At 60.0% G+C, this 19,059-nt stretch carries 16 protein-coding genes; 15 read left to right on the top strand and 1 reads right to left on the bottom strand.

All coding sequences use genetic code 11. The annotated features are described in order from the left end of the window. Positions 1 to 151 precede the first annotated feature (151 nt). The 15 genes from ACOYJL_RS01565 to hflX all read left to right on the top strand — a co-directional run bounded on the left by ACOYJL_RS01565 (position 152) and on the right by hflX (position 18,232). Positions 152 to 1,816, top strand: coding sequence for a ribonuclease J (locus ACOYJL_RS01565; protein ID WP_433568446.1), 1,665 nt, complete (start codon positions 152 to 154; stop codon positions 1,814 to 1,816). Next, positions 1,817 to 4,402, top strand: coding sequence for a DNA translocase FtsK 4TM domain-containing protein (locus tag ACOYJL_RS01560; RefSeq protein WP_433568445.1), 2,586 nt, complete (start codon positions 1,817 to 1,819; stop codon positions 4,400 to 4,402). It begins immediately after the preceding gene. A gap of 3 nt (positions 4,403 to 4,405) precedes the next feature. Then, positions 4,406 to 6,058, top strand: a complete 1,653-nt coding sequence (locus ACOYJL_RS01555; RefSeq protein WP_433568444.1) for a helix-turn-helix domain-containing protein — start codon at positions 4,406 to 4,408, stop codon at positions 6,056 to 6,058. Positions 6,059 to 6,131: 73 nt separating this feature from the next. Next, positions 6,132 to 6,629 (top strand): YajQ family cyclic di-GMP-binding protein, encoded by a 498-nt coding sequence (locus tag ACOYJL_RS01550; RefSeq protein ID WP_433568443.1) that lies wholly within the window; start codon positions 6,132 to 6,134, stop codon positions 6,627 to 6,629. 12 nt (positions 6,630 to 6,641) lie between these two features. Next, a complete protein-coding gene (rimO, locus tag ACOYJL_RS01545) occupies positions 6,642 to 7,967 on the top strand; it encodes a 30S ribosomal protein S12 methylthiotransferase RimO (RefSeq protein WP_433568442.1) in 1,326 nt (441 codons plus the stop codon). Next, positions 7,968 to 8,579 carry a CDP-diacylglycerol--glycerol-3-phosphate 3-phosphatidyltransferase gene (gene pgsA / locus ACOYJL_RS01540; RefSeq protein ID WP_433568441.1) on the top strand — a complete coding sequence of 204 codons (612 nt, stop codon included), beginning with the start codon at positions 7,968 to 7,970 and terminating at the stop codon, positions 8,577 to 8,579. It abuts the gene before it with no gap. A 1-nt stretch (position 8,580) separates the two neighbouring features. Next, complete coding sequence (locus tag ACOYJL_RS01535; protein ID WP_433568440.1) at positions 8,581 to 9,108, top strand: CinA family protein; 528 nt, start codon at positions 8,581 to 8,583, stop codon at positions 9,106 to 9,108. Positions 9,109 to 9,312: 204 nt separating this feature from the next. Then, positions 9,313 to 10,431, top strand: a complete 1,119-nt coding sequence (gene recA / locus ACOYJL_RS01530; RefSeq protein ID WP_433568439.1) for a recombinase RecA — start codon at positions 9,313 to 9,315, stop codon at positions 10,429 to 10,431. Continuing rightward, complete coding sequence (locus ACOYJL_RS01525; protein WP_433568438.1) at positions 10,428 to 11,135, top strand: regulatory protein RecX; 708 nt, start codon at positions 10,428 to 10,430, stop codon at positions 11,133 to 11,135. Before recA ends, ACOYJL_RS01525 begins: the two co-directional genes overlap by 4 nt. 289 nt (positions 11,136 to 11,424) lie before the next feature. Next, a complete protein-coding gene (rny, locus tag ACOYJL_RS01520; protein ID WP_433568437.1) occupies positions 11,425 to 12,975 on the top strand; it encodes a ribonuclease Y in 1,551 nt (516 codons plus the stop codon). 6 nt (positions 12,976 to 12,981) lie between these two features. Beyond that, a complete protein-coding gene (locus ACOYJL_RS01515; protein WP_433568436.1) occupies positions 12,982 to 14,076 on the top strand; it encodes an ATP-binding protein in 1,095 nt (364 codons plus the stop codon). Positions 14,077 to 14,216: 140 nt separating this feature from the next. Then, complete coding sequence (locus ACOYJL_RS01510) at positions 14,217 to 14,537, top strand: stage V sporulation protein S (protein ID WP_433568435.1); 321 nt, start codon at positions 14,217 to 14,219, stop codon at positions 14,535 to 14,537. After that, a complete protein-coding gene (gene miaB, locus ACOYJL_RS01505) occupies positions 14,538 to 15,914 on the top strand; it encodes a tRNA (N6-isopentenyl adenosine(37)-C2)-methylthiotransferase MiaB (protein ID WP_433568434.1) in 1,377 nt (458 codons plus the stop codon). Further along, the gene (gene miaA, locus ACOYJL_RS01500) at positions 15,911 to 16,879 is read left to right on the top strand and encodes a tRNA (adenosine(37)-N6)-dimethylallyltransferase MiaA (RefSeq protein WP_433568433.1); all 969 of its coding nucleotides are present in this window, start codon (positions 15,911 to 15,913) and stop codon (positions 16,877 to 16,879) included. Before miaB ends, miaA begins: the two co-directional genes overlap by 4 nt. 3 nt (positions 16,880 to 16,882) lie before the next feature. Beyond that, on the top strand, positions 16,883 to 18,232 hold the full coding sequence (gene hflX, locus ACOYJL_RS01495; RefSeq protein ID WP_433568432.1) for a GTPase HflX: 1,350 nt from the start codon (positions 16,883 to 16,885) through the stop codon (positions 18,230 to 18,232). Here the strand turns inward: hflX and ACOYJL_RS01490 are convergent. Further along, positions 18,229 to 19,038, bottom strand: a complete 810-nt coding sequence (locus ACOYJL_RS01490) for a heparan-alpha-glucosaminide N-acetyltransferase (protein ID WP_433568431.1) — start codon at positions 19,036 to 19,038, stop codon at positions 18,229 to 18,231. The genes hflX and ACOYJL_RS01490 overlap by 4 nt on opposite strands. Positions 19,039 to 19,059: the final 21 nt, after the last annotated feature.

Raw genomic sequence — 19,059 nt, 5'->3', positions numbered from 1 at the left:
ATCCCTCGTGGAACCATATGACGCCTTGCGCTTCTCGACTACAATGTTTGATTGCGCTACTACGCAAAAATTGACGGTTCGGCCGCGCGAGCTCGCTTGCGCAAGGCTGTCTCATAGCACATTTGAACCCGACGAAAGGACTTTTCTAGCAATGCCAAAGAAGGATACCCCGCTCAAGATCATCCCGCTGGGAGGCCTTGATGGTATCGGCAAGAACATGACCGTTTTCGAATATGGGAACGACATGGTCATGGTTGACGCCGGCTTGATGTTTCCCGACGAGGACCAGCCTGGCATCGACCTCATCCTGCCCGACTACACCTACGTCCTCGAGAACGAGGACAAGCTCCGTGGCATCATCATTACCCACGGCCATGAGGACCACACGGGCGCCCTGCCATACCTGCTACAGGACCTCACGCATAAGGTCCCCATCTACTCGAGCAAGCTCACGCTTGGCATGATCCAGGGCAAGCTCGCCGAGCACAACATCAAAAACCCCAAGTTCCGCGAAGTCCAGGACGGCTCGACCATCACGCTTGGCGCCTTTAACATCACGTTCTTCGCGATGACGCACTCGATTCCTGCGGCTTTCGGCGTCTTCATGTCGACTCCGGCGGGAACCGTGATGCATACGGGCGACTTCAAGCTCGATCAGACGCCCATCGACGGCGTCCGCCCCAACTATGGGGCCATCAACCGCTTTGCCGCCCAGGGCGTTGACGTGCTGCTGTCCGACTCCACCAACGCAACCCGCAGCGGCTTTACGCCCTCCGAGGCCGCCGTCGGCCCGACGCTTCGCCACATCATCAAGAACGCCCCCGGGCGCGTGTTCGTCGCGTCCTTCTCGAGCCACATCCACCGCCTGCAGCAGATTTGCGACGCCAGCACGGCCGTTGGCCGCAAGGTCGTGGTGACGGGCCGCTCCATGGTCACCAACACCAAGGTGGCCCGCGAGCTGGGCTACCTCAAGATCGCTGACGAGAACATCATCGACGCCTACGACGTCGACAAGATTCCCGACGAGAAGATCGTCGTCATGTGCACCGGCAGCCAAGGCGAGCCGCTCTCGGCGCTTGCGCGCATGGCCAACGGCGAGCACAAGAGCCTCTCGATTCACGAGGGCGACACGGTCATCATCTCGGCCACGCCCGTTCCCGGCAACGAGAAGAGCGTCCAGTCGATCATCAACTCGCTCTCCAAGATTGGCTGCGAGATCTACGACAAGAGCAAGACGCTCGTGCACGTGTCGGGTCACGGCTCTGCCGAGGAGCTCAAGCTGATGCTCGCCATGGTGCACCCGCGCTACTTCATGCCCGTCCATGGCGAGGCGCAGCACCTGCGCGCACACGCAAAGCTGGCCGAGCAGGTCGGCATTCCAAGCAAGAACATCTTCATCCTCGATAATGGCGACTCGCTTGAGGTGCGCCATGGCAAGGTCCGCCGCGGCCCCTCCGTCGACTCCGGCGTCGTCTACGTCGACGGCGGAACCGTCACCGACGCCAACCCCGTCGTGCTGCGCGACCGCCAGAGGCTTGCGCAGGATGGCGTGGTCACCTGCGTCGTCGCGCTGTCTGCGCGCAACCGTAGCGTCGAGGCGGTCGAGCTCACTGGCCGTGGCGTCTCGTACGTCTCGGACGAAGAGCTTATGTCCTCCGCCACCGAGCAGGTCCGCTCTCAGGTCGAGCGCCTGTCCAGCGACGGAAAGGGCAGCATCGACTCCCTGCGCAAGGGCGTCCGCAACTCGCTCTCAAACTTCTTCTGGAACAAGACACACACGCGACCGATGGTCATTCCGGTCGTGATGGAGGTCTAAATGCCCTCAAATCGCAGATCAAACGTAGCAGGCAAAAAGGGTTCAAAGGCACGGCAGGCATCGCGGGGGAAGGCGGCTTCGGCCGGACGCTCCTCTGCGAGCAAGCCCGCCGGCCTCTCTCCTTTGCAAAACGACATCCTTGGCGTGGTTCTCGCAGTAGCCGCGGTGGCTATGCTGCTCTCGCTCGTTGTTCCCACCTCCGCAGTGCTCACGAGCGCGGTCGCCAGTGCCCTTCGCCTTTGCTTTGGCGCGGGCGCCTTTCTCGTTCCCATCGCGGTCTTCGTGTTTGCCTGCACGTTCTTCATGGACAATGACGGCCCCATCTCCGGTCGCGTGGCCGGCGGGCTCCTGCTGATCGTGCTCTCGATCTTGGCCATGCTGTCGCTCAACCTCCCAAATGCTGGCACCAATCCGGACAGCGTCTTCTACACGCTCAACCTTGAGGACGCGGGTGGCTACGTTGGCGGCTTCATAGCCTACGTGCTCATCGAGCTCGTCGGCGTGGTCATCGGTAACGTGATCTTGGTGGGAGCAATCATCGCGGGCGTAGTGGTGTGCGGCTTCTCGATTTCAAACGCCGTCTCCAAGCTGCACGTTCGGGCGCAAGAGGCCTCCGAGTCTCGCAGGATTGCCCGAGAGGAGCGCGCGGCCGAGCGGGAGGCGGCAAGCCAGGCTCGAGCCGAGGCCGTTGCGATGTCCTCGCAGGGCTCCACCCAGCCCTCGCTCTTTGACGAGACGGGGGAGGGCGAGACCACCTACCTTGGCGAACGCAAGACCACCGTGCTTAAGCGCGGAAGGCAGGCCCAGGTCATGCCCGCAATCGAGAACGGTGCCGCTACCAGCATGCCCTCCGACGCCACCGCGACGCTCGACGACGCGCCCACGACCCTCCTTGGCAAGGCGAAGGCCGCGGCTTCGGCGGTGTCTGGGGGCAAGGGCGCCGAGAAGGGCGTTGAGCCCGGCGAGAAGACGACCCTGCTCTCGCGCCGCAAGGGCCGTTCGAAGAACGCTGCCGAGACGCTTGCTGACGCAACCACTGTCGCCGCCACGACCAAGCTCTCGAAGGCTCCCTCCGTGCCCGCCAAGGGCGTCACGCCCACCGAGGGCAGCAAGGACAAGGTGCTCCCGCCAGCGGACATGCTCAAGGTGAACCCCAACTCCGCTACCAGCGCCGAGTCCTCCGAGCAGCTCTCCGAGACTGCCGCCAAGCTACAAGGAACCTTGGAGGAGTTCGGGCTCTCCTCGCGCGTGGTCGGCTGGGTTGCCGGCCCCTCGGTCACGACGTTCAAGATCGAGATGGGCGAGGGCGAGCGCGTGAACAAGATCACGAACCTGCAGGACGACATCGCGCTCTCCCTTGCCGCCAAGTCCGTTCGTATCTTCGCGCCCATCCCGGGCACCTCGCTTGTGGGCATCGAGATTCCTAACAAGGAGACCCAGCCCGTCTATCTGGGCGACGTCCTTCCGTATGTTAAGGGCGGGCCGCTCGAGGCCGCGTTTGGTCGCGACTCCGAGGGCAAGCCCGTCGTTGTCGACATCGCAGGGCTTCCGCACCTTCTTGTGGCTGGCACCACCGGCTCGGGCAAGTCGGTTCTCCTGAACTCCATCGTGATGACCATCCTCATGCGCGCGACGCCAGAGGAGGTCCGCCTCATCATGGTCGACCCCAAGCGCGTCGAGTTCACCTACTACGCGGGCCTGCCGCACCTCTATGTTCCTGTTGTGACCGAGCCCAATAAGGCTGCGAGCGCCCTTGCCTGGGGCGTCACCGAGATGGAGCGCCGCCTCAAGGTGTTCGAGCACTACAAGGTGCGCGACATAAAGAGCTACAACCGGGCGGTCGACGGCGGCAAGTACGCCGACATGGAAAACCCGCCAAAGCACATGCCCTACTTCGTGATCGTGATCGACGAGCTCTCTGACCTCATGATGGTTGCCGGCAAGGACGTCGAGGCCTCCATCGTGCGCATCGCCCAGCTGGGTCGCGCGGCAGGAATCCACCTTATTGTCGCCACGCAGCGCCCGTCTGCCGACGTCGTCACCGGCCTCATCAAAGCAAACATCGACAACCGCGTGGCGCTCTCGGTCGACAACGGCATGAACTCGCGCATCATCCTCGACCAGACGGGAGCAGAGCGGCTGCTTGGCCATGGCGACATGCTCTACAAGCTTCGCGGAGCCCGTCCACGCCGAGCACAGGGCTGCTTCGTCTCCGAGGAAGAGGTCGAGCGCGTCGTCTCCTTCATCAAGGAACACCACGAGACCGACTACCACGACGACATCCTGACCGCGGTTTCTCCCAATTCCCCTGGTGGCGGAAACGCTGCGAGCACCGGTGCTCCCACCGCCGACGATCCGCTTTTGTGGGAGGCCGCTGATATCGTTGTGAACTCTCAGCTTGGTTCAACCTCCAGCCTACAGAGGTCCCTCTCTGTGGGGTACGCTAGGGCGGGAAGAATCATGGACATGCTAGAGAACAAGGGAATCGTCGGACCCGCCAATGGCTCCAAGCCGCGCGAGGTGCTTCTCGACAAAGAGGGGCTTGAAGACCTGAAGGCCGCTGAATCCGACTACGGGGAGGTGTAGGTCATGCAACGTCCGCGCTTTAGTGAAATGCTCGTCAACCGCAGGCGCCAGCTGGGCCTCTCCATCACGCAAGCCTCACAGGTGCTGAAGTTGAAGGAGTCCGTCCTCATTGCGTTTGAGGAGGGCAACTTCGACGAGATGCCCCAAAGCGGATACGCTCAGGGCATGCTCTCCTCGTATGCCCGCTATCTGGGGCTCAACCCACGCGAGGTCGTCGACCTATTTCAAGAGGCGCTCTACGAGCACAAGAATGGCTCCTCGTCTCATGAGCTGCGCAGGCGCACGCGCGACGTGCAGGCCGGTCGTGGGGTCGACGGCTACGAGGTCGTGAACGAAGTTGGCTCTCGCCCCAAGGCCTACGTCGAGCATCGCGGCCTTCTTCCGACCTCGGGAGGTCCTGCTGGAGACATGGGCGCCTTTGCCACAACCTCTGGTGTCAAGACAAGGACTCCCAGTTCCGTGCCGCTTGCCGGCAGCCGTGGGCAGGCGGGAAGGTCGCCTTCCTACTCGCACGCCCAGTATGTCTATGGCAGGCCCTACAACGACCGCTCCAGCTACGAAGACTCGCGCTCCCAGAGCCCAAGCAACTACGACGTGCAGCGCGCGGCACGCCGCCAGCGCGCCAATGCCGCCCAGCAGCGCCGCAGCAGAAACGTCAACGATCCCGCGGAGCGCCTGCTTCGCGATGGCCAAAACGGCGTCGAGGAGCTGCGTCAGAACGCCGAGCGGACCGCGCGGCGCTCTTCTCGCCTCTATCGGCGCGACGACGTGAGCACGCGCCGCGTAAGCGCGGGGGAGTACACCGACGACCTTCGCTATGACTACGACGCTCGCCCCTACGACCGCGCCTCTACGATTTCTGGCCGCCGCTCCTCTAGAAACATTGCGAACATCAGCCGCCCCAACGTCCAGCGCCGGAAGAGCGCCAGCCCACGCAGGGGAGACGTCTCTCGGCGCGGCCGCCGCGCTCCTGTCAACGACAACAGAAGGACCATCCTGCTGATCATCCTCGTGCTCGCGCTCGTTCTGACGTTGATCCTGAGCATCTCGGTGCAGTCGTGCGTCAGCACTGGGACGTCCACGACCACGCGCGACACCGTTCCCGTAACTTCCACTACTGACAGCACCGACTCCTCTGAATCTACGGACACCTCAAGCTCGACGCCCGTGACAACCACAACCACCACCGACACGACCTCAACCGACACCTCTGACACCACTGCCACCGACTCTGCATCGACCGATGCCACGGCTACCGATACCACGGTCGAGAAGACCGAGGTGACGGTCACTGTCGCTGATGGCGAGGCCTCGTGGGTCGAGATCACCAACGACGGCACGAGCGAAGTCGCCAACACGCTGACCGGCCCTTGGTCTCAGACCTACACGGTCACCGACTCCATTACGATTCGCGTCGGCAACCCCTCTGCCGTCACCGTGACCGAGAATGGGGAGCAGGTGAGCTTTGAATCAAAGGCGTCTGGTCTGGGCACAGTCACCATCGAGGGAACGCCCATCACGACTGACAGCACCGATGCGAGCTCTACCGACACTACCTCTACTGACAGCTCGTCCACGACGAGCTCCGACAGCTCGTCGAGCTCGACCACGACCTCGTCGGGGTCCACGTCGGTGGATTCCAGCTCCAGCAACTAGGTCGTTCGTATCCGTTGTCTTTCTGCTCCAGCAGAAGCTCAAGGGCCGCACGCGCGGTCAGAAGGGAAGCGCCATGGCCAAAGAATCAAGCTTCGACGTTGTCTCCGTCGTCAATATGCAGGAAGTGGACAACGCCTACCAGCAGGCATCTCGCGAGCTTTCCCAACGCTACGACCTCAAGGGAACTGGCGCCAAGCTCGAGCTCTCAAAGTCTGACGGCACCTTTACGATCTTGGCGCCATCCGAGTTCGTGGCCGGTCAGGTGCGCGACATCCTTGGTTCCAAGCTCGTCCGCCGCGGCGTCGACCTTTCGGCGCTTAGGTGGGACAACCCCCAGGCCGCCTCTGGCATGAGCGTTCGCCAGACGGGCAGCCTTGTCCAGGGAATTGACGCCGCCCTCGCCAAGCGCATCTCCAAGGACATTCGCGATTCCAAGATCAAGGCAAAGCCCACAATCGAGGGGGATAAGCTTCGCGTGAGCTCCACTTCTAAGGACGCGCTTCAGGCAGTCATCTCGCTTCTCAAGGGCAATGACTATGGTCAGCCTCTCCAGTTTGTCAACTATCGCTAGGAGCTCATCTTCATGCCCAAAGTTTTGTTTGTGACCCTCGGTTGCGCCAAGAACGAAGTCGACACCGACCGCATGCGAGCGCTCCTGCTTGCCTCCGGCTACGGCGAGGCCGAGGACGTCGATGACGCCGACGTTGCAATAGTGAACACTTGCTCGTTCCTTGCTTCGGCCACAGAGGAGTCCGTCGAGGCAACGCTCGAGCTTGCCCAGGACGCCGAGGACGGTGTGCTCGAGCTTCCTATTGTGATGTGCGGCTGCGTTCCGTCGCGCTATGGCGACGGCCTGCCCTCCGAGCTTCCGGAGGTCTCCGCCTTCGTGAAGTCAGACGAGGAGGACGGAATCGTTGGGGTCATCGACTCAGTCTTGGGCGTCACGTCGACGCCGTCTCCTGGCGCGCCCAAGGTCCTGCGCACCATCGAGGGCGCAAGCGCCTTCGTGAAGATCTCCGAGGGCTGCGACCGCTTCTGCAGCTTCTGCGCGATACCCTATATCCGCGGACGGTACTTCTCCCGCCCTGCCGACGAGATCCTCTCCGAGGTGTCTGCCCTCATGGAGGGCGGCGTGCGCGAGGTCGTGCTCATAGGGCAGGACACGGGCATCTGGGGTTCGGATTTTGAGACGCCCCAGACTCTGGCCTCGCTGCTTCGTCAGGTGGCCGAGGTCGTGCGTCCCTACGGCGGCTGGATTCGCGTGCTCTACCTGCAGCCCGAGGGCATGACGGACGAGCTCGTCTCGACAATCCGTGACGTGCCTGAGGTTCTCCCCTATATCGACATCCCCATACAGCACTGCTCCGAGCGCGTTCTCAAAGACATGGGCCGCAAGGGCTCCCCCGAGGAGTTCTCGAAGCTCTTCGCTCGCCTGCGCCGCGAGGTTCCCGGCATGGTGCTGCGCACCACGGCGATGGCGGGATTTCCAGGCGAGACCGACGAGGAGGCTGACGAGCTCCTCGACTTCATTCAGCGCGAGGAGTTTGACTACTGCTCCGTCTTTGCCTATTCGCAGGAGGAGGGCACCCGCGCCGCCGCGATGCCAAACCAGGTGCCAGAAGAGGTCAAGGTCGAGCGCGCGCAGCGCCTTGTGGATTTGACCGAACAGCTTGGCTTTTCTGCTACGGCCTCGCATGTCGGCGAGCGCACGAAGGTCATCATCGATGGCATTGAGGAGTCCGATGACGGTCCCGAGCTCATCGGCCATGCCTGGTTCCAGGCCCCTGACTCCGACGGCGCCGTTCACATTGCGACCGGCGAAGCGACCGTTGGTGACGTTGTGACCTGCGACCTTGTTGATTCGTTCTGCTACGAGCTCGTTGGCGAGATTGTTGAGGAGGACGCTTAAATGGGCGAGAAGGGCCAGACCCCTCAGAAAACTACTCTCTGGACCCCGGCAAACGTAGTTACCTGCATCCGCGTTGTGCTCGTTCCGCTGTGGCTCTTGCTTGCCGAGCTCGTGGGGCCGGCGGCGGAGGACGCCCCCTCATGGGGCGGCATGGCGGTGTTTGTCTGCTTCGTGGTTCTCTCGCTTACGGACAAGCTCGACGGCTATCTGGCGCGAAGCAGAAACGAGGTCACGACATTCGGCAAGTTCTTGGACCCCATCGCGGACAAGCTTGCCGTAGTCGTAGCGCTTTGTTACCTGCTTGAGTATGGCGAGGTCTCCTCTTGGGTCCTCCTCGTTGTCGTTGGGCGTGAGTTTCTTGTGTCGGGACTGCGAATGGTCGTGGCTTCCAAGGGACAGGTCGTCGCCGCGTCGAATCTTGGCAAGTGGAAGACCGCCACGACGATGACTTCCATCTGCGGCATCCTGCTTTCTGACGCGCTTGCGCCGAGCGTCTTTTCCGCGGGCCTTCTGGCGCTGTCCTACGTTGTCTTGCTCGTCGCAGTCGTGTTCACCATTTGGTCCGGCGTCGACTATTTCATCAAGTGCTGGCCATATGTCAAGGAGGCATAGCATGCCAAGCTCCGAGCCATTCTCTGAAGAGGTCCTAGATGTCGCAAGCAAGCTTGTGGGGGAGTGCCGCGCTGCCGGCGTTACCGTGGGCTGTGCGGAGTCGTGCACCGGGGGGCTTGTCTCTGGCGCCATCACCGCGATCCCTGGGTCTTCGTCAGCGCTCAGGGGCGGTGTCGTGAGCTATGCCATCTCCGTGAAGCACGAGGTCCTGGGCGTGCCTCAAGACATCTTGGACGCCCCTGGCATCGGCGCAGTCTCGAGCGAGTGCGCTGCCGCCATGGCCGAGGGCGCTCGGCGCGTGCTTTCCTGCGATGTGGCCGTCTCCATCACCGGCATCGCGGGCCCCGGCGGCGCAGAGCCGGGAAAGCCGGTCGGAACCGTCTGGATGGGCCTTGCGACGGACAAGGGCACAAAGACGTTCCCCAATCTTTTCTCGGGAGACCGGGCTGAGGTCAGGCAACAGGCAGTCTATCGTGCGCTTGGGCTTCTCCGCGATGGAGTTGCGGAGATTCGGCCTCGTACTGCGTAGGATTTCCCTTCCCATTATTGGTCGCCCTCTCCTCGTGCGCTGGTGGCGGCCTGCGACGAAAGGCAGCCGCAAGGCATGCGACGGAGAGCCGAAAGTTTGCTGGCAGATTCCTGAGAGGAATCCCTGCTAGTGTTGCCATAGCAGTGTTGACTACGAACGAATGTTCGTATATCATCGACGCCAGTCAATAGACGAGGAGAGACAATGGCCAAAAGCAAGGGTCCGTCAAAAGAGATAAACCACCCAGAGACTGAGAAGGAGCGCGAGGAAGCCCTAAAGAATACTACGCAAGAGATAGAGAAGAAGTTCGGCAAGGGCTCTATCATGCGTTTTGGCGACGGCGCGGCCAGTCTTGAGGTCGAGGCAATCCCCACGGGCTCGCTTGCGTTGGACGCCGCCCTTGGCATTGGAGGCGTTCCACGCGGTCGCATTGTTGAGATTTATGGCCCAGAGTCATCGGGCAAGACGACGCTCGCCCTTGAGATTCTTGCAGAGGCGCAGGCCATGGGCGGCGTCGTGGCCTTCATCGATGCCGAGCATGCCCTCGATCCTGGCTATGCTGCCCGCATCGGCGTCGATATCGACGAAGTGCTTATCTCGCAGCCCGATACCGGCGAGCAGGCGCTCGAGATTTGCGACATGCTCGTGCGCTCTGGCGCCATCGACGTCGTGGTCGTTGACTCCGTCGCAGCCCTTGTTCCCAAGGCAGAGATAGAGGGAGAGATTGGCGACACCACGGTTGGCCTTCAGGCCCGTCTTATGAGCCAGGCCCTCCGCAAGCTTGCCGGATCGCTTTCCAAGTCAAACACCACCTGCATTTTCATTAATCAGCTGCGCGAGAAGATTGGCGTCATGTTTGGCAACCCCGAGACAACTCCCGGCGGTCGCGCGCTGAAGTTCTTTGCCTCGGTGCGTATGGACATTCGTCGCATTGACACCATCAAGGAGAACGGCGAGGTCATCGGCAACCGCGTTCGCGTCAAGGTGGTCAAGAACAAGGTGGCGCCGCCTTTCAAGTCTGCGGAATTCGACATCATGTATGGCCTTGGCATCTCTAAGGAGGGCTCGGTGCTTGACATGGGCGTCGACTACGGCATCGTCAACAAGTCTGGGGCTTGGTATACCTACGAGGACGAGCGCCTTGGCCAGGGCCGCGAGGCAGCAAAGCGCTTCCTGTCCGAGAACCCCGACCTTATGCAAGAGATAGACCATAAGGTTCGTGTCAAATGCGGCCTCGCTCTTGGCGACGAGCGCGTGGGGGAGCCCATTGCTTTGGACGATGACTCTGGCTCCGATGACGCCGACGAGGGCGCCGAGAAGTGAGTGCCAGGGCAGGGGAGTGGCCGTCAGGTCCCCTTGATTGGGAGGTCCGCCTTCCCAAGAAGGGAGAGACGAGCCTCTCGGGAAGGCGGCCACGCGCACGCGTGACCGTTCGTTCGGAAAGTCATGGCGAAGAGACCTTCTCGGTCCCTACCGTTGTGGGTCGAAAGCTTGATGCCAAGGCGCGCTCAGGCGAGCTTGTTCCTGGCTCTCGAGCGGAGCTGCTCTTTGAAATTCGCAGTATGGAGCAGTCTTCCGTATCAGGAAGGGTCGAGACGCTGGTCAATCGTCGCGACTACTCCTCTTCGCAGCTTTCTCAGAAGCTCTCGGATGACGGCTTTCCCAAAGACATTGTCGACTCTGCGGTCAAGCGCGCTGTGGAGTGCGGCCTTGTGGATGACATTCGCTTTGCCGGCTCTTTCATTCGCTCGGGAGTCTCACGGGGCTGGGGGCGACAGCGCATAGAGCGCGAGCTTTCGCGAAGGGGAGTCAACGCGGAGGACGTTCCCGGTTGGCCAGAGGAGTTCATTTCTGAAGGCGACGAGGCCGATCGCGCATACGAGCTTGCTTCTAGAAGGCACCTTACCGGAAAGAATGACTACCAAAAGATTGTGCGTTTTCTTGTCGGGAGAGGCTATTCAATATCGCTTGCCACCCAGACTGCGCGTCGGGTGCTTGACGAGGCTCGTGAGGACGAAGGCCTCTGAACAAGCGTTTTTCTAACATAAATAGTTTATTTGGTGAATCGTTCTCGCCTTTTGCCGACGGGCTTCTCGCCTTGTTTGACACGCACTTAATTCGAACATACGATTGGATATGCCTGAAGGTGTATCTTCTGCTGGTCTGCCAGCTGTCGTTTCTTTTTGCTTTGCTTGTTAGCACCTTGAATACGCTCCTGTCATTCGGCCCGGATACTTCTGACGGCGGGTTCCTTGCGCGTGCGCGCAGGGTCTCCTGAACTCATGCGAATCTCACGTGTTTATTCAAGGAGCAGTCATGGAAGTACTTATTGCGATCGTGTGCCTGGCTGTGGGCGCCGGAATCACGGCGTTCATCCTAGCGGGCGCAAGCAACTCACGACTAAAGTCGGCAGACCAGCAGCTAGAGAATGCGAAGTCCGAGGCAGAGCGTATCACCGCCGAGGCCAATCGACAGGCTGACACCTCGAAGAAGGAGGCCGTCCTCGCAGCAAAGGAGGAGATTCTTCAGCTTAAGCAGAACTCCGAGGCGGAGGAGAAGAAGCGCAAGGGCGAGATTCAGAGCATGGAGAATCGCGTCATGCAGCGCGAGGAGTCCCTGGACCACAGAAACGACGCCCTCGACAAGAGGGAGCGCCAGCTCTCTAACTTGCAAAGCCAGCTCGATCGCAGGAAGAACGACCTCGATGGCCTCGAGGCGAAGCAGACTGCTGAGCTTGAGCGCATCGCGGGCCTTTCCTCCGACGATGCCCACGAGGAGCTCATCTCTCGCATTCGCGCCAACTGCGTTCGCGAGGAGGCGCAGATCCTGCGCGAGTCCGAGCAGAACGTTCGCGCAAAGGCCGACAAGACCGCGCGAGAGATCGTGTCAACGGCCATTCAGCGTTGCGCTGCAGACCAGGCTGGAGAAATCACCGTCACCACCGTTCACATTCCCTCCGACGACCTCAAGGGTCGCATCATCGGTCGTGAAGGAAGAAACATCCGCACCTTTGAGCAGGTCTCAGGCGTTTCGCTGGTCATCGACGACACGCCAGAAACCGTCGTTCTCTCTAGCTTCGACCCCGTTCGCCGCGAGACGGCACGGGTTGCTCTCGAAAACCTTATTGCTGATGGGCGCATTCACCCGGCTCGCATCGAGGAGCTCTATAAGAAGGCAGAGACCTTGGTGAACGAACGCGTTCGCGAGGCCGGCGAGCAGGCCGCCTTCGACGCGGGCATCCACGACCTTCATCCTGAGCTCGTCAAGACGCTTGGCGCGCTCAAGTACCGCACCTCCTTTGGGCAGAACGTCCTCACGCACTCCGCGCAGGTCTCAGCCCTTGCCGGCGTCATGGCCTCGGAGCTCGGCCTTGACCCCACCGCCGCCAAGCGCGCTGGCCTTCTCCATGACATTGGCAAGGCAATCGACCACGAGGTTGAGGGCCCGCATGCCGTTATCGGGGCCGACCTTGCCCGCCGTTACAACGAGCGTCCGGAGATCGTTCACGCTATCGAGGCGCACCATGGCGACGTGGAGCCTGATACCGTTTTGGACGTGCTCGTTCAGGCTGCCGACGCCATTTCTGCCGCTCGTCCTGGCGCGCGACGCGAGTCCGCTGAGACCTACATTAAGCGCCTGGAGAAGCTCGAAGAGATTTCCAATGCCCACGATGGCGTCGAGCGCACCTACGCCATGCAGGCTGGTCGAGAGCTCCATGTGATGGTGGAGCCCGAGAAGATCTCCGATGCCCAGGCAACGGTCCTTGCCCACGATATTGCGAAGCAGATCGAGGACGAGATGGAGTATCCCGGTCAGGTCCGCGTCGTCGTCATTCGAGAGTCCCGTGCAGTCGACGTAGCAAAGTAGCATGCAATGACCTCAACCAAGAAGGACACGAGCCTCGTTGATTTCGTTGCCTCTATGGGCGGCGAACGTGCCCTTCGCGTTGAGGAGAACCTCGGCGACGGCTATGTCCGACTCCGTGTTGCCGAGGCGGAGCGCCGCCAGGCAAAGCATGACATTCGCTGCGTCGAGGATGCTGTCATCGAGCTGTTAAGGAACTCGCGAGACGCCGGAGCAAAGCACATCTTTGTCTCAACGGCGCGCGAGGGGACAATACGAACAACGACTATTCTCGACGATGGCTCCGGCATCCCTCCCGAGATGCAGGAGCGCGTTTTTGAGGCGCGCGTCACCTCCAAGCTCGAGAGCGTCCACACCGACCGCTGGGGCGTTCACGGGCGTGGCATGGCTCTCTATTCGGTGAAGGAGAACTCCGTCTCTGCACGCGTTGTCTCATCAGACGTGGGCAAGGGTTGCTCGATCCAGGTGGTCACCGATGCGACCAAGCTTACCGAGCGCGCAGACCAGTCGACGTGGCCGCAGGTTGGGGAGGACGACGACGGCAACCGCTCTTGCGTTCGTGGGCCACATAACATCGTCCGCACATGCTGTGAGTTCGCCTTGGAGGAATACGGCACCTGCGAAGTCTATTTGGGATCTCCCGCCGAGATCGTTGCCACGATCTGCGAACGTATTCCCCTCTCCGTGAACGATTCCGAGCTTCTCTTTATCGACGACCTCGCCGAGCTTCCCGTCCTCGAGCGTCCTCGTGCCTCTGCGGATGCGAAAGAGCTCATGAAGGTCTCCCAGAGCCTTGGACTTGAGATGAGCGAACGCACTGCCCATCGTGTCATGTCCGGACAGATACGTCCTTTGAGGAGCGTCGCCTCTCGACTCTTGCGAAAGCCTGATTCGCGGCGCTCCGGCTCCCGCGAGGTTGACCTTATGCGCGACCGCCGTGGTCTCAAGCTCTCCAAGGATGACTCAGAGCAGTTCTCGCGCCTTCTAGAGCGCGACTTCGACTTCATTGGAGAGCGTTATTACGTTTCGCTTGCTTCTGACCCAAAAATTCGTGTTGGAAAAGGGCGAATTACCGTAACTTTTGACCTCCAAGACGCCGATTAGCGGCGTTTTCCTTGAGTTTTTTGTCAGGGTTTGATATCGAGAGCTGCATGGTTACAATTGACTAATATTCAATGAAGTCAAATGCACCCAAAACGCACAAAAGACAACATGACCGCACCATTTGAAAGTTGAGTCGCAGCATGGATTTCCTGAAGGTCTCTAGCAAATCATCGCCCGCATCGGTGGCTGGCGCCATCGCGGGTATGGTCAAGGACGGTGTCCCCGTCAATATGCAGTGCGTTGGTGCCGGTGCAGTTAACCAAGCCGTCAAGGCAATCGCCATTGCGCGTGGTTTTCTGATTCCGACTGGTGTCGACATCTCATGCGCTCCTACCTTCTCTGACATCGAGATCAGCGGCGAGCGCAGGACTGCCATTCGCTTTGCCATCTACGTGCATCGTTTGACGCCCCAAAGCCAAGGCGTTCCTTCTTCTGTCGACAACGCGGGTTCGGTTGCGTAGATGACGGCAGCAGAGAATCAGGTTCTTGTCGGCAAGACCTACAACATCAAGACGTTCGGTTGCCAAATGAACATGCATGACTCCGAGAGGGTCTCTGGCCTTCTTGATTCATGCGGCTGCATAGAGGTTGCCGACCCTAACGATGCCGACATCGTCGTGTACATGACGTGCTGCGTTCGCGAGAACGCCGATCAGCGCCTTTATGGTCAAGCTTCTGCCATGGTTTCCGCGCCCAAGCCCCCTTCGGGCAAGCGCGTCATTGCCATTGGCGGATGCATTGCCCAGCGTGACGGCGAGCGCATTCGCCAGCACATTCCTAATGTGAACGTCGTCTTTGGCACAAGCGCCTTGGCAAGCTTGCCAGGCCTTCTTTCCGCAGCTTTCGAAGATCACGAGAAGAACCCGCTTGAGGTTGATACCGTTGAGGGTCGCCCGGGCTTCTCCACCGACCTTCCCAGCCATCGCGCCGAGCGCTATCATGCCTGGGTGCCCATCATGAGCGGCTGCAACAACTTCTGCACGTACTGCATCGTCCCGTATGTCCGTGGGCGCGAGCGCAGCCGCACCATGGAGAGCATCGTCGCAGAATGCCAGCTTCTCGTTGCTGACGGCGTCCGCGAGATCTGCCTCCTTGGGCAAAACGTCAACTCGTACGGTCGAAACATCTACGGGGAGCCCCGCTTTGCCGAGCTTCTCCGCGAGGTTGGTCAGACGGGAATCGAGCGCATCCGCTTTACCTCGTCCAACCCAAAGGACCTTTCGGACGAGACCATTGCCGCCATGGCCGAGACCCCAGCCGTTATGCCTCATCTGCACTTGGCCGTCCAATCCGGCTCTACGCGCATCTTGAAGGCAATGAACCGCAGCTACACGCGCGAGGAGTATCTTGCGCTTGTCGATAGGCTCCGCACTGCCATTCCTGACCTTGCTCTGACGACAGACATCATCGTCGGCTTCCCTGGCGAGACAGAAGAGGACTTTGAGCAGACGCTCTCCCTTGTCAGCGAGGCGGGCTTCTCGGCAGCCTATACGTTCATCTATTCGCCCCGCCCTGGCACGCCTGCGGCAAAGATTTATGACCCGACCCCTCACGAGGTCATCCAAGAGCGTTTTGACCGCCTTGCTGACCAAGTGGCAAACCAAGCTCACGAGGCAAACCAAGAGGACCTCGACCATGTGGTCGGCGTTCTTGTGGAAGGCCCGTCCAAGCGTGACCCTCAAGTCATGGTTGGCCATAGCGAGAAGAACCGCACCGTGCACTTCCAGCTTCCGGAGGGAATGTCTGCCGAGGACGCCATTGGCAAGATTGCTCATGTTCGCGTGAAGCAAGCTCGCACTTGGTATCTTCGTGGTGACGTCGAGGGGGCACTTTCGTGACCGAGGGCGCAAGCCCTCGTGGGCCCGTCATCTGCATTGTTGGCCCTACCGCCTCAGGGAAAAGCGCTCTTGCCGAGCTTGTTGCGCTCAAGCTGGGCTCACCCGTCATCTCCGTCGATGCCATGCAAGTCTATCGGGGCATGGACGTCGGCACAGCAAAGACGCCGGAAGGGGAGCGAAAGGTTCCTCTTTTGATGGTCGATGTGACCGACGTCTCTGACGACTACTCTGTCCAGCGCTTTCAGAAGGATGCGCGTGCCGTTGTTGACTCCCAGCTAGACGCCGGGCTCGTTCCTGTTCTTTGCGGTGGAACGGGACTCTACTTGAACGCCGTAATCGACAAGATGGAGTTTCCCGCCGGCACCGTTGGCGACGACCGCAGGAGCGCATACGAACGCATGGCTGACGAGCAAGGCTCCGATGCCCTTTACCAGCTTCTTCTTTCTCGAGACCCCGAGAGCGCGGCTTTGATTCACCCCCATAACGTCAGGCGCGTTGTCAGGGCGCTTGAGATGCTCGATGAGGGCGTCAGCTACGCCAAGCACCACGAAGGACTCTCAAAGCGGGCTCCGTATTATCAAGCTCGCATTTGGGGGCTTAGGATGGCTCGTGAGCGCTTGTATGAGCGCATTGACAGCCGTGTGGATCAAATGTTTGACCAAGGGCTGGTGGATGAAGTTAAAGACTTGATTCCCTTGGGCCTTTCGACCGACCGTACTTCTGGCCAGGCCATTGGCTACAAGGAGATCCTCGAGGTCCTTCAAGGCAATTGCTCATTTGATGAGGCGCGAGAGCAGATCAAGCGCCGTACGCGCCATTACGCAAAGCGTCAGCTCTCTTGGTTCGGGCACGACCAGCGAGTCAAGTGGATAGACCTTGACCAAACGTCTCCTGAGGAAGCTGCCGCTGCCATCGTAAGCGACGCTCTTGGCACAAATTCGTCGTCTGACATGAAGGAGGCTTAGCATATGGCACGCTTTGAGCCTCAGCCCACTGCGCTTAAGCGCGAGAGAGCAATCTTGGTTGGCGTCGATTTTGGCCGAAATGGCGATTGGTCACTAGACGATTCTTTGGCTGAGCTGGCTCGCCTTGCTCAGACTGACGGAGCCGACGTCGTTTTGACCCTTACGCAGCGTCTGGATGCTCCTGTTCCAAAGACGTTCATCGGCAAAGGCAAGGTTGAGGAGCTTGTGCGCTTAGTGCACAGCTTGAATATCGACGTTGTTATTTTTGATGATGAGCTGACCCCCTCTCAGCAGTCCAACCTTGAGAAGATCGTCGGCGAGCCTGTCAAGATCATCGACCGCACGGCCCTCATCTTGGACATCTTTGGCGTCCACGCTACAACGCGAGAAGGACGACTGCAAGTTCAGCTGGCACAGCTTCAATACGTCTATCCCCGTCTTCGTGGTATGTGGAGCCACCTCGTTGGCGAGCAGACCCGTGGCGGCATCGGCAGCCGCTTTGGCCAAGGCGAAAGCCAGCTTGAGGTTGACCGCCGCTTGGTCAGAAAGCGCATCTCTACGCTTCGCGTTGAGCTTCAGAGGCTTGAGACGCGCCGTGGGGTCCAAAGCAAGGCTCGCTGGGATTCTGGCGTCTATCGTGTGGCACTTGTTGGCTATACGAACGCAGGAAAGTCTACGTTGCTGAATGCCTTGACGGGCTCCGACGTCTACGTGAAAGACGAGCTTTTTGCCACCCTTGATCCGACTACGCGCGCCATCCAGCTTGAGGAAGGGCGCCGCGTCACGGTCACCGACACCGTTGGCTTCATTCAGAAGCTTCCTACGACTTTGGTCGAGGCTTTTAAGTCGACGCTCGCCGAAGCTCGCGCCGCCGACCTTCTCCTTTTGGTTGCGGACGCCTCAGACCCTAACGTGAAGCGCCAAATTGAGGCCGTTCGGGCGGTCTTGAAAGAGATTGACGCCGACGGCATTGCATCAGTCGTTGTCTTCAACAAGTGCGACCTCATTACGCATGAGCAAGAGGTAGGCCTTCTGGCATCGTATCCTGATGCTTTGCTCATTTCGGCACAGGAGAAGCGCGGGCTTGATGGGCTTTTGTACCGTGTTGCCAAGGAAGCTTCTCGCGGCGAGGAAGTTTGCACCGTCTGCATCCCGTACGAGAAGGGCATCTTGATGAACATGGTCCACGAGCGTTGCCGCGTCATTCGCGAGCATTACACGCAAGGTGGACTAGTAGCGACGGTGAGCGCTTCCGAGCATCTTAGAAAGACGCTACAGCCGTACATGATTGAGGATGAAGACACAGCCGTCCCGGGGAACGGCTCGTCGGACGCTGATTCTCAAGAGTCCTAAAGCGTGACAACGCCGGAGAGCAAGAGCAGCACTGGCTGATGAATGACATAGACGGCAAGAGCGTGGCGCCCAACAAAGTTTATCGGGGCAACCTTTGCGCTCTTTGCCCAGCTGGGATAGCCCCTCTTTGCAAACCATCCTCCTAGTGACGCACCCGATAGGTAAAGAAGCGTATAGGGGAGAACGGGATAATAATCGCCTGACGCAAAGTTAGGACCAGGGAATCCAAGCCAAGAGAGCCATTCTGTTTGGTAAAGCCAACCAGGCATGGTGACAATATGGCTGCCCAGCCCAAACGTCCCTTGCGCAATGTGGAGCGAAGCAAGAAAGAGCACGAAGAACAAGATTGCTGCAACGGGGTTCTTGGGCAAAAGATGCGCTTTCTTCAACAGGGCGGCAATGAAAGTGGACGCCGCCATGCAGAAGATGATGCCAAACGAGATGGGGACATCTACCGCGGCAAGGTACGTCACGAGGAATATTGCCAACGCCACTGCTCCGTAGCGTCCTGCTCGCTTGAGATTGCTCTTTGACTGCGCGCACATGCATCCCGCAATCAAGAGGAACGTCCACGAGATGCTTGCTCTCCAGATGTCGATGAATGGGGGAGCAAACCAGGCAAGATCTTTTCCGGCAAGAAAGCGCAAGTCATAGCAGTAGTGAAAGAGCACCATTGATATGACGGAGATGCCTCGTAGAAGGTCAAATATTCCTATGCGAGATGAGAGCTTTGCACGATGCCGCTCAGCCAGGCTTGCCTTCTGACCTTTGCTTTGCTTGCTTTCGCGGTTCTTATCCGAGCCCATACAGATGCCAGCCAGTTGAAG

The organism is Tractidigestivibacter sp. (assembly GCF_050946515.1).
In the GTDB taxonomy this organism is placed as follows: Bacteria; Actinomycetota; Coriobacteriia; order Coriobacteriales; family Atopobiaceae; genus Tractidigestivibacter.
Note: the sequence above shows the minus strand (reverse complement) of the source record. Positions and strands in the feature narration are given on the sequence as shown.